Origin of the sequence: Candidatus Brachybacter algidus, from assembly GCF_016707225.1 — a bacterium.
Classification (GTDB): domain Bacteria; phylum Bacteroidota; class Bacteroidia; order Chitinophagales; family Saprospiraceae; genus Parvibacillus; species Parvibacillus algidus.
The window spans coordinates 808,564-820,163 of record NZ_JADJID010000001.1; the positions used below are offsets into that span (position 1 = coordinate 808,564).

The 11,600-nt window shown below is 38.5% G+C and carries 9 protein-coding genes; 4 read left to right on the top strand and 5 right to left on the bottom strand.

The window, feature by feature from the left end:
- Positions 1-13: 13 nt before the first annotated feature.
- Entirely contained in the window at positions 14-1,153 is a 1,140-nt protein-coding gene (locus IPI15_RS03310) for an acyl-CoA dehydrogenase family protein (RefSeq protein ID WP_287400702.1), read from the top strand.
- Positions 1,154-1,485: 332 nt separating this feature from the next.
- On the top strand, positions 1,486-2,088 hold the full coding sequence (locus IPI15_RS03315) for a WbqC family protein (protein ID WP_287400704.1): 603 nt from the start codon (positions 1,486-1,488) through the stop codon (positions 2,086-2,088).
- 369 nt (positions 2,089-2,457) lie between these two features.
- On the opposite strand, the gene IPI15_RS03320 is transcribed toward IPI15_RS03315, so the two are convergent.
- On the bottom strand, positions 2,458-3,555 hold the full coding sequence (locus IPI15_RS03320; RefSeq protein WP_287419182.1) for an AI-2E family transporter: 1,098 nt from the start codon (positions 3,553-3,555) through the stop codon (positions 2,458-2,460).
- Positions 3,556-4,254: 699 nt separating this feature from the next.
- A complete protein-coding gene (locus tag IPI15_RS03325) occupies positions 4,255-4,692 on the bottom strand; it encodes a hypothetical protein (protein WP_287419183.1) in 438 nt (145 codons plus the stop codon).
- A gap of 257 nt (positions 4,693-4,949) precedes the next feature.
- On the opposite strand from IPI15_RS03325, the gene IPI15_RS03330 reads away from it, so the two are divergent.
- Entirely contained in the window at positions 4,950-6,689 is a 1,740-nt protein-coding gene (locus IPI15_RS03330) for a dynamin family protein (RefSeq protein ID WP_287400709.1), read from the top strand.
- Between the two features lie 885 nt (positions 6,690-7,574).
- Here the strand turns inward: IPI15_RS03330 and IPI15_RS03335 are convergent.
- The gene (locus IPI15_RS03335; protein ID WP_287400710.1) at positions 7,575-8,015 is read right to left on the bottom strand and encodes a DUF4890 domain-containing protein; all 441 of its coding nucleotides are present in this window, start codon (positions 8,013-8,015) and stop codon (positions 7,575-7,577) included.
- 472 nt (positions 8,016-8,487) lie between these two features.
- Between IPI15_RS03335 and IPI15_RS03340 the strand changes: the two genes are divergently transcribed.
- Entirely contained in the window at positions 8,488-9,633 is a 1,146-nt protein-coding gene (locus tag IPI15_RS03340; RefSeq protein WP_287400711.1) for an aminotransferase class V-fold PLP-dependent enzyme, read from the top strand.
- A 59-nt stretch (positions 9,634-9,692) separates the two neighbouring features.
- Here IPI15_RS03340 and IPI15_RS03345 read toward each other — a convergent pair whose 3' ends face one another.
- Together IPI15_RS03345 and IPI15_RS03350 are read right to left on the bottom strand one after the other, a co-directional pair.
- Positions 9,693-10,052, bottom strand: coding sequence for a four helix bundle protein (locus IPI15_RS03345; protein WP_287400712.1), 360 nt, complete (start codon positions 10,050-10,052; stop codon positions 9,693-9,695).
- Positions 10,053-10,291: 239 nt separating this feature from the next.
- On the bottom strand, positions 10,292-11,395 hold the full coding sequence (locus IPI15_RS03350) for a tryptophan 2,3-dioxygenase family protein (RefSeq protein ID WP_287419184.1): 1,104 nt from the start codon (positions 11,393-11,395) through the stop codon (positions 10,292-10,294).
- Between the last annotated feature and the right edge of the window lie 205 nt (positions 11,396-11,600).

Sequence of the window (11,600 nt, forward strand, 5' to 3'; positions counted from 1 at the left end):
TAGAAAATAAAATATGACCACTCAGGAAAATCTTGAAATGATCAAGCAGAGTGCTAAAGACTTTGCAGAAACTTACATCAGACCTCACATAATGGAGTGGGATGAAGCCCAATTTTTCCCTATAGAAACAATGCGTGCGTTGGGTCAACATGGCTTTTTAGGGGTCTTAGTTCCAGAAGAATACGGCGGATCCGGCCTTGGATACCAGGAATATATCACGGTGATCGAAGAGATAACGAAAGTGGATAGTTCAATCGGACTATCTGTTGCGGCACACAACTCTTTGTGTACCGGGCACATTCTTGCTTTCGGAAATGAGGAGCAAAAAAGAAAATATCTTCCAAAACTTGCAAGCGGTGAATGGATCGGAGCTTGGGGTCTTACTGAGGCAAATACAGGTAGTGATGCGGGAAGAATGCAATGTGTAGCTGTTCAGGATGGGGATGATTATGTCATCAATGGTACTAAAAACTGGATCACTCACGGGATCTCAGGTGAAGTTGCCGTAGTCATCGTCAGAACAGGTGAATTACTTGATTCTCATGGAATGACAGCTTTTGTAGTTGAGAGAGGAACTCCTGGTTTTAATGCCGGTAAAAAAGAGAATAAACTTGGTATGCGTGCCTCAGAGACTGCAGAAATGGTCTTTGATAACTGTCGAGTGCATAAATCTCAAATGTTAGGTCAAGTTGGAGAGGGTTTTGTTCAGTCAATGAAGGTCCTTGACGGTGGTAGAATATCTATTGCTGCGTTATCATTGGGTATAGCAAAAGGTTCGTATGAAGCGTCTGTCAAGTATGCTAAGGAAAGACATCAGTTCGGACAAGCGATTGTTAATTTCCAGGCGATATCATTCAAATTGGCTGATATGGCTACCAGGATTGAAGCAGCAGAATTGTTGACTAGACAAGCTGCAGATCTTAAAAACAATGGCAAGAAAATGACCAAGGAAGGAGCCATGGCAAAATACTATGCTTCTGAAGTATGTGTGTGGGCTGCAACTGAAGCTATCCAAATCCATGGTGGTTACGGTTACACAAAAGATTTCCCTGTGGAGAAGTTTTTCAGAGACAGTAAGTTGTGTACCATCGGCGAAGGTACTTCTGAGATCCAAAAGATTGTAATTGCAAGAGAGATCATTAAAAATTCGTAGAATTAGTTTGGGGTTTGGGGTTTGGCGTGTTTGAAAGTTAGGTTTTGACCATATTGTAGCAGGGAGAATTTGTCCCTATTAAATCTTGGGAATATTCATCTTTTTTGGATATTTCAAAGTAAACCTTTAAGAGACCCCAACGTAGGTTAACCTACGCTGAGCAGCACAATCATAGGTTTGACTTTGAATTATATTAGATCTTTAGCTATGAAATGTTGAGCTTAAGTTAACCTAAGTTCTGGTGTCTGCAAAATTCATTTTGCTTTTAATCAACATAAAATCAAATTATTACCTTACTATAGCCGAAGTACCTTGTTAGTAGAAATCAAACAATGAATACCAACCTCCTCTTAGAATCCATTTATTTCCCTCCAATATCTTTATTAAATGAAATGGTCGGTAAGGATATTGTTTTTACTGACATACACGAACATTATCGAAAAGGCACCTTAAGAAACAAATGTGTAATCTCCTCCGGCAACGGCCCTCAACAATTAATCATCCCATTAAAAAAAGGTAAAAACTCACAGATGCCGATGGCAGAAGTTGAAATTAGTTATGACGAAAACTGGCCCAAGAAACACCTTTCTGCCATCAAAACTGCTTATGGAAAGTCACCATATTTTATCTATTTCTTTGATGAAATATCAGAAATTCTTCTGAGTAAAAATGAATTACTATTCGAACTGAACACAAAATGTCTTGAGTTGATCAGTAAGTATTTCAAACTGAATCTCAATATTCAATTTACTGAAAGTTACATCGAGGAATTTGATGGAATAGATGTCAGAAATACTTGTTTACCAAATAACTTCACCTCTTTTTCTACAAAATATTATCCACAGGTATTTGAGGATCGGTTTGGTTTTCAGAATAATTTAAGTTGTCTGGATCTGTTGTTTTGTATGGGGAATTATGGGAGGGAAGTATTATAGTAGACTAGTGTTCTAGTTTGCAAGTAGTGTAGGGGAAATGCTTGCCGTTTCTCGTGAATTGCATACCCGTACACCAATTATCAATATATCAAGCATCAGATTGAAAAAGCCTGAGGGGCTCAGCTCGGTATTACACTGCATATTTTTGGTCAATTTAATATTTCATTTCGCATAAGATGGCTTTCTATCAATCAAACGGATATTCTTTTAAACCCAATAAAAGAAAAAACATGAATAAATTAACTAAACTCCATCTAACATCTAACATCAGCCTTCTTTCTTTGCGTCTAAACTGCCGAAACTTGAGTAAGATATATTAAGATTATATGTAATGTTAAACTTTTTCACCAACCATATTTTTCAAACAGCCTATTTTGCTGCTGCTTTCCTTGTTTTTCTTTTATTCCATATTTCACCTATATGGCGCGTTGGTACAGTATCCCCTAATAATTTTCCCCACGCTTTCAACTCAGGAATTCTATCGAATATTATTTTTAAAATGGCAATAAACGGAATGGAAAGAAACATACCTGCCACACCCCAAAGTGCTGAGCCAAGTAAAACTGTGATGATGGATATAAGCGCATTAATTTGCACTTTGGAAGAAACAATTCTAGGAATGATTATATTATTATCAACAAATTGAATAATAATGTAAGCTATTAAAATTCCCAATTGTGTATGATACCCATCGGATGTTACAGTCGCAATTAACACGGGCAATGCAATAGCTATTACTCCACCGATGTATGGTATAAGATTTAGCAGCGCCCCAATAACACCAAGTAAAATAGCATACTTAACTCCCAATAGGGACAATGCAATAGAATTCAATGTGGCTATGATCAACGTTTCAATTAGAAGCCCAATCATATAACTTTGAACTGCTGATTTTGTCTCCTTCAAGATATCGCTTACCTGTTTGGAATTTTTTTCATCAAATACTTCAAAAAGAAAGTTAAGAATGAGCGTCTTATAAAATAGAAACAGAAAAATGTAAACGGGCAACAGGAATAGTATGCTTAATGTGCCAACTACAGTACTTAACGTAGATCCAACAAAGGCCTTACTGCTATTCAAAGCTTCATTTAACAGTTCGATCTGTTTCTGTATAGTGATGCCTAGATGTTCCTCCGTCCAACTACCAAATGCTGTAGAAATTGTACCGAATTTTTCTTTAAGTAAAGGCAGTGTTTCGCTAAACGTTGAGACCTGTGCCGAAAGGAAATATAGAATAGCTGCCAATACAATAGTTGCCAGAAAGAGTGTTATAAGGATGGAAAGGATATTGGGTACCTTATGTTTTTGAAACCAATTATACAACGGATTTAACAATATAGCAAAAATCATCGCAAATGCCAGGGGAACCATTATGTCCTGCAAAGTGTATAATATTAAAGCCAGTAGCGCTATACCGAAAAGAATTACTGTTGACTTCAGATAGAATGGGTATTCTTTATCTGGCATATAATTTTAATTTTATGAATTATTTATGATCTTGATAGGGTAGTAGTTCTTTAGTCTCTCAATGGATACAATGTGTTTGAAGTTCCAAAGTAGTAAATATTTTCTATCCCTCCGTTGAAATTATTGGATGATTGATATTTAGTGACATCAGGTCCTCCCCTTACCCCTCCTCCAAAGGGGGAAATCGTTCCCAACATCGTTTTGATAAAAAACTATCGTTACAATTTACAAACCGCCTCCATTTATAAACTAAAATATGAGCATTTAAGGATGTCCCCCTTCGGAGTAGGGTCACTCACTCCTATTTTGTCATTATGTGAATAATGTTGAAAATCAATACTTTCAAAAAAAGAAGAAAAGATGTCGCAACTTCCCCTCTCGCAGATGCTTGCCCGCGTGAATAGGCGGGGGTGGCGGCAGCCGGGGTGTTGATTGTCGTCATAATTTCATGTTTATAATAAAAATTTAAGCAACACTTATTTAATTTATCAACGAGTTACATATTAAAATTTTGGAGAAATTAATGACACTGACCTCCAAAGGGGGAAATCGATCCCAACAACGTTTTGATAAAAAATAATATTTACAATTTTTAAAAACCGCCTTCATTTATAAACTAAAATATGAGCATTTAAGGATGTCCCCCTTTGGAGGGGGCCAAGGGGGTGGACCACACTAAAACAACAATTAACTTGCCCTTTAATTTTTTTTACTCTTAAACGGATTTACAATTTTTCCCTTTTCTACTTCATCAAAGTTGATGACCCAATTCTCATAGTCAAACTTTTTCCACTGTCCATTTCTATATTTAAAAGCGTAGGCCAGAAAATCTCCGGTGTTTGGTGAAAAGTTACGGAATCTCTCACGGTCCGCTTTGAAACTAAAAACGAGTTCTAAAATGTCATTGTTTTTATGCTTGATATCCATGTCGAATATGTTTCCCATGTTTAATTTACTCAGGATGATATCCATATTTATTTCATCATTTTCTTCACCAATATCTGCCGGCATGAATAATTCACTCACAATGTAAGAGGTATCTTTGTTCTTCCTTTTTATATGCCAATAATGTTTGAGTGATTCAACATTTTTAGTTTTGCAGGAACATAATTTGATTTGGTCGGAGACTTGGCACATGAATTAGGAGTTGGATTTGGTATAAATTTAAGGATGTTTAGTTCATAGACGGTTTTTTTTAATTTTAGTTAGTTAAACTTGGAAAATTTCGGTATTATATTTACTTGCGTGTTTTCTAAAGCTTCACTAATTATCATTTAAATCACACCATCCGCAACAATTTCCCACCCCTCCCCAAATAATCCTTAACTTTACCTCCCTTAAAAGCATTGTATGTGCCACAAGCATCTACGTTTGCGATAACACATAAACAACACATGAACCAAATAATCAATCAGGAAGTATTCTCATTCCGCGTGCGTCTGGAGGAATTGGCCAAGGATGTGCACCACCTGACCACCATGATCGATCACGATGAACTGGCAGAAACCGTCAGCGGCCTGCGCAACAGGATCAATGAGCCGTTTATGTTTGTCATAGTGGGTGAGGTCAAAGCCGGTAAAAGTAGTTTTATCAATGCCTTGCTCGATGCCGGGAAGGAAGTGACCAAGGTGGCACCGCAACCCATGACGGACACGATCCAACAGATCGTCTGGGGGGAAGAAGAGGAAGTCATCATGATCAATCCGTTTTTGAAGAAGATCACCCAACCCGTCGACATCCTCAAAGAGATCGCCATCGTGGATACGCCCGGCACGAATACCATCGTCGAAAAACATCAGCAGATCACAGAAGATTTTATTCCGGGATCCGACCTTATCGTTTTTGTATTTGAAAGTAAAAATCCATATCGTCAAAGTGCCTGGGACTTTCTGAATTATATCCATGGCGACTGGCAGAAGAAAGTGATCTTCGTCCTCCAGCAAAAAGACCTCATCGACGCTCCCGACCTGGAAGTCAATATGAATGGCGTCAGAGAGCAGGCGGAGAAAAAAGGCATGACACATCCTATTGTATTTGCCGTCAGTGCAAAACAGGAGATCGATGGGGATAAGGCAGGTAGCGGATTTAAAGAAGTCAGGGATTATATCGCAAAAAATATCACCGGAGGAAAAGCTCCCTACCTCAAACTGGGAAATAGCCTTGGCACACTGATCAATATTCAGAACAGGATCGGTTCAGGTCTGCAGATCAGAAAAGATCAGTACAAACTGGACAAAGAATTCAGGGCAGATATCACTGAATCTCTTGACCAACAGGAAGTGCGCTCCGGAAAACATGTCGATATGCTCATCGAAAATATTCTGAATGCCTACGATATTGCGACACAGAGAGCTTTGACGGAACTCAATCATGGCCTTTCCTTTCCCGTCATGCTCAAAAGATCTTTTACCTCGATCTTTAACAAAAAGACCACATTAAAAACCTGGTTGCAGGGAGTCGCAAGCGAATTGGAAAATGACCTCAACAACGAACTCCGCAAAAAACTCAATGATGGAGTAGGGGATGTGGCTGAAAGCATCCAGCAAATGGCGAAGATCATTCAGCTCAAGGTTCAGAATTCAAAAACGATCCTGAAAGACGATCAGGACATCTTCTCCGACATCGCAGAAAGACGAAACTACATCATGTCCGACCTTCAAAACACTTTCAACAGCTTCCTGGAGAAATCTGACAATTTTAAAGATCAGACTTTATTTCCCGATCAAAGCGGTGTCTCAGCCAATATCGCTACAGGTAGCGGACTTGCTGTCGTGGGCATCATTATAGCCGCAGTGACTCAAGGTGCGGTATTTGATGTAACCGGCGGGTTATTGACAGCTGTTGGATTGATATTCGCTGGTGTAACCACCATGGTCAAGAAAAACAAGATCGTTTCCGGGTTTAGCACCGAGATCAAAAAGGGCAAGGAAAAACTGGAAAATGAGGTTAATACTCAATTGAAGCAATACATTGCTCACCTGAGAAGAAGGATCGAGGATAATTTTAATAGGTTTGATTCGATGTTGGTGACGGAGGAGAAGCAGATTGCGGAGGTGGACACAAAATACGAGGAGTTGAACAGGAAGTTGCGTTCGACGGAGGTGGAGTTGGAAAAGATGATGAAAGGGAAGTAGAAATTAGATGCTAGAGACGAGAGGCTAGATATTAGATGCTAGATATTAGTTGCTAGACATTAGATGGTATACACTAGAGACTAGAGAGTCCACCCCCTAACCCCCTCCAAAGGGGGACATCATCCAATCATATTTATTACTAAAAATAACAACTTTCAATTTATCAATTCCTCCAATATTGAACTAAAAGATGAGGCAATACGGATGTCCCCCCTTGGAGGGTAGGGTCATTCACTTCTCCAAAACTTTAATGTGTAACCCGCTGAAAAATTATTTTAGATTTATTGTCAATACCTATGAATATATGCGGCATTCGACACCCCGGCTGCTGCCACCCCTCTACCAGAGGGGAAGTTGCCGGATATTTTCTTCTTTTATTGAACGTTTTGATATTCAGCTCACTGCATATAAAAATTAAATAGAAGTGAATGGCCTTGCTCCAATGGTGGAAAATAGACCAACTGTACTTTTTAAAAAAATCAATGACTTAGGATATTAAGAATAATCTCTAATAATAAACCAACAGATGAGGCAATACGGATGTCCCCCCTTGGATGGTGAGAGACTAAAAAAGATCCACAAAGGATCATTTTTAGGAGCGAAACGGAACGAAGAACAAGTTTTTACTTGGGCAAAGTGAAGTCAAAACATCTTTTAAATAATCGGCTCGTGAAATGGAAGCAATTTTCGAAAAGATGCTTTTGCGATGCCAAGGGGGTGGACTCAGCAAGATTAAAAAATTAAAAATAGGCGTCAAATTTAAGTGACACCCATTTTTTAACAACTTCAGCAAATTACGTGCAAGATCTCCATCTTAGCAACCGTTCGCTGTTCGCCTCTCGCTGTTTGCTTTTCTGACCCTCTCACCTTCTCACATTCTGACTTTTACTCCTTCACCGGCGCTTTATCCTTCCGCATCTTTTGCCCTTTACGATCTTTGCATTCCTGCCTTTTTTGCTTCATTTTTGCCTTATTAGCTTCCTGGTTCTGGATCATTTTGGAATATTGATCAGCGGTAAGGATGTTTTTCATTTCGGCATTCTTCTGTTCGTTCTTATTCTTTGCTTCTGCCATTTTTTTAGCGTGTTCCTGAGATCGTTTTTCGCGATTAGCTTGCCTTTCCTTGTTGTATTTGAGATTTACTTCATATACTTTTTTGGTTTGCTCGTCATTGAGATTCAGGTCCGATTTCATTTTTTCTGCATGTCGCTGTGACATGGTTTCGGGACTTCTTTCAGCCTTCTGGTGAGTTTTATCCTGTGCAAACATATTATTACTGGTGAATAAGACGATTGCTGCAAAAAATACATTCATTAATAATTTCATTCTAAATTGGTTTTTTATGATTAATACTCTTTAGAGCTGAATTGATATGATTGGTTTAATTTGGGGAAGGTGGTTTAACAGATATTTAAGAAAATAATTCAAATTTAATAATAGAAAGAAAATATAATTTATGAGAATGTGCATAGAGACAACCTATACAGGTCTAGGTCTATACATTAGTAATCCTGCTTTAAATATTGGAGTTTCTTTTGTGAGAACTCCAAGAAATAAAATATGATTAGCCACGAATTTCACGAATTTTCACGAATAAATTCGTGTTAGATGCAAAGCATCATTCGTGTATTTCGTGGCTAAATAAATTTGAGTTTTATATTTAATATGTTCTTCCAGATTAAATGTTTCAGCTTTCATGTGCATTGTACCCGGTTAATTAATATAATAAAAAAGTTTATTTCTTAATCATTTAACTTTGACTTAGATATTTTAAATAGTTGTACGTTTAATCTTTTATATGCATAATCAAAAACACTTGTTCCAATTGCCTGAAGGCCTTCACTACCTCAATGGTGCTTATATGTCACCTTTACTGAGGTCTTCTGAAGAGGCAGCCATCATCGACTTACAACGCAAGAGAAACCCTGCTTCCATCCTTCCGATCGATTTTTTCACCGAGGCTGCAACACTTCGTTCTAATTTTGGGAAATTGATCAATAGTGACGCTGCGCAAATAGCCATCATTCCTTCTGTATCCTATGGCATCATGAATGCTGTTCAGAATATTCCCTTGGACAATGGTCAAAGTGTCATCATGGTTACTGAAGAGTTTCCCAGCGGTTTTTATGCAGTCAATGCATGGTGCAACAGGCATAGCAAGACTGTTCAAATGATTCATCCTCCTGAAACGCAACATCAGCGGGGAGCACTTTGGAGTCAGGAGATACTCAATAGTATTACGGAAGATACTTGTGCCGTGGTGATGTCTTCGATTCACTGGACGGACGGGACTTTATATGATCTTGCCAGTATTGGAAAAAAATGTCAGGAGTTAAATGTGGTATTTATAGTTGACGGTTCACAGTCTGTTGGAGCCCTTCCTATTGATGTACAGGAATGTAATATAGACGCGTTGATCTGTACCGGTTATAAATGGCTATTAGGGCCATATTCTCTTGGTTTGGCCTATTATGGTCCAAGATTTGACCATGGTTGCCCTATTGAAGAGTCCTGGATGACCCGGAGCAATGCTGAAGACTTCACAAGTCTCACAAGTTATACAGACGATTACAAGCCTGGAGCCATGCGCTACAACGTCGGAGAGGCCAGCAATTTTGGTTTATTGCCGATCTTAAACACTTCCATTTTACAAATACTTGAATGGGGTGTCGAAAATATTCAGAACTATAGCAATAGCCTGATTACACCATTGACAGTTTTCCTAACTGAAAATAACTTTCAAATAGAAGAGGAATCCTGGCGTTCTAAGCACCTTTTCGGCTTTAAACTTCCTCCTACTATCGACCGCGACACTTTAGTGAATCACTTGAAGTCTAAGAACATAATCGTATCAGCAAGAGGGAATTCGATTAGGGTTTCGACACATGTGTATAATGGGGAGGAGGATGTGAAGGCGTTGATGGAAGCGATGTCTGATCGGTAATCAGTAATCGGTAATCAGTAATCTTGGTTTCATATCGGATGGAAATCGCTATTATTGAATTAAATCTGGCTACCAAGGTTTTTTTTGAAAGCTGTCATTACTTTGACGATTTCTGTGATTTCATTATACATTAAATCAAAATCATTTTTAGGTAGGTAATTGCTTTCTAAGAGCATTTCTAGCCAGAATTGAGTCTCATCGCTTTCTTCCACAACGATACAGATTTTCGAATATTTTTCTTTTGTCGATCTAGCTCTGCAAGCTGCCCTGTAATTAGCTGCTACGGAAGTAGCCGATCGAATGGCTTGTTTTCTCATTACTATTAATGCATCTGAGAATTTCAGTTTGGTAAGAAGTAGAATTACTTTCAAGTCGAAATCTTTCGTCCTTTGACGGAATATTAGATTATAATTTTCCACTATTTATATATTTAGGTGTTTGAAATGGGTAGGCAAATTTAATAAATAAATTGAATATTCAACACAAATTATGAGTTTATTACCTTTACTAATTAAGGATTACCAATTGCCAATTTATCAGAATCACGGATTAAACAGATTAAAAGATTTCACAGATTTTAAAAGTAGTAACTTTCGAGTTGCAGGCAAATCATAATCTTCGCGCTATTACCGATTACCGATTACCAATTACCGATAACTCACTTCTTCGTAAACACAAACCCCAAGCTCTCCCTCAATTCCTCCGGTAGCTCCGGCAAATCTCCCCTCGGTATCATCATCGTAGAAAGGTTGTATAAATCATGGAAGATGTGGTGCTTTTCAGCAGTCTTGGCAAGGTAAGTATGACCGGAAGAACCACCTGTTCCAATTTTTTTACCGAGCATCCTGAGGACCATCTGAGCATGGCGATATCTCCATACGGTGAGCAGTTCTTCGACATCGATCAGTCGCTCTAAGAGGAGATTGGGAAGTTGGAGGATAGGTTCATCTTTATACAATTTGATGAATAAAGCCGATATGGTTGCCTTATAGCTAAACCTTAAGGTTCCTTCTTCAACTAATTGATTGTGAGCATTTTCGTCAAAGATAGATTTGAAATAATTATTCGTGTCGCCCAACATGATAAGGCGCATTTCTTTTTCCTTGTCAGAAAGAAATTGACTGTCACGGATAGCCTGTTGTTCTTTGGCGATCATGTGTTGAACAGCCTCTTTGTAGGATGCAAGAAAACTGAATTCATTGAACTGCAGAAAAGGAATTCGCTCCAGCCAATCTATCAATTCTTTGACTAATGAACCGTTATTTTCTAACATTTCCAGCTCTGTCCTTTCTTCCTCAGAAAATGCTGAATGATATGGTTTATTGTTGTAAGTGATTCTTTGGTCAGCCGGAAGGCCCAGCATTACCTCCATCTTTCTAAACTGGAAACTTTGGAAGCCACTCGCAGGGAAAAGGTAAGATCTGAATTCCAAGAAGTCCATCGGAGTCATGGTTTCCAATACTTTGATCTGTTGGACCAGTAGTTCAAAGATGACAATGACTCTATCAAGTCTTTCAACGGCAGTGCCAATACTGCGTTCATCTAAATAATCATTTTTGAACATCTTATTGACAGACTCCAGTTCGTGGATGATCTGTTTGAACCACAGTTCGTACACCTGGTGGATGATGATGAAGAGCATCTCATCGTGCGCAGGTTTTTCTAAGTCTTCACTCCTTAATCTCTGTGCAGAAAGTAATTGCTCCAAACCCAAATATTTCTTGTAGTGGATGGAGATGTAAGGGTCTTTAGGATATTCCATGTTGGTTATTTTAAGAAGTGAATTTATTTAAAAAATATGGGGCTGGAAGTTTTGAATTGTGTTGCACATGTGGCATTCACACCCCGCCTGTCGGCACCCCCGCCTTTGAGGGCGGGCAAGCCTCTGTTAGAGGGGAAGCGCAGATCTGGCGTTTTATTTAATTATGAAATTTTATACCTAATTTAAAAATAAATTAATTTAAACA

Excerpts from the sequence above, each read along its gene's own strand:
- IPI15_RS03310 (WP_287400702.1), top strand. The coding sequence starts at position 14 with ATGACCACTCAGGAAAATCTTGAAATGATCAAGCAGAGTGCTAAAGAC.
- IPI15_RS03315 (WP_287400704.1), top strand. The coding sequence starts at position 1,486 with ATGAATACCAACCTCCTCTTAGAATCCATTTATTTCCCTCCAATATCT.
- IPI15_RS03320 (WP_287419182.1), bottom strand. The coding sequence starts at position 3,555 with ATGCCAGATAAAGAATACCCATTCTATCTGAAGTCAACAGTAATTCTT.
- IPI15_RS03325 (WP_287419183.1), bottom strand. The coding sequence starts at position 4,692 with ATGTGCCAAGTCTCCGACCAAATCAAATTATGTTCCTGCAAAACTAAA.
- IPI15_RS03330 (WP_287400709.1), top strand. The coding sequence starts at position 4,950 with ATGAACCAAATAATCAATCAGGAAGTATTCTCATTCCGCGTGCGTCTG.
- IPI15_RS03335 (WP_287400710.1), bottom strand. The coding sequence starts at position 8,015 with ATGAAATTATTAATGAATGTATTTTTTGCAGCAATCGTCTTATTCACC.
- IPI15_RS03340 (WP_287400711.1), top strand. The coding sequence starts at position 8,488 with ATGCATAATCAAAAACACTTGTTCCAATTGCCTGAAGGCCTTCACTAC.
- IPI15_RS03350 (WP_287419184.1), bottom strand. The coding sequence starts at position 11,395 with ATGGAATATCCTAAAGACCCTTACATCTCCATCCACTACAAGAAATAT.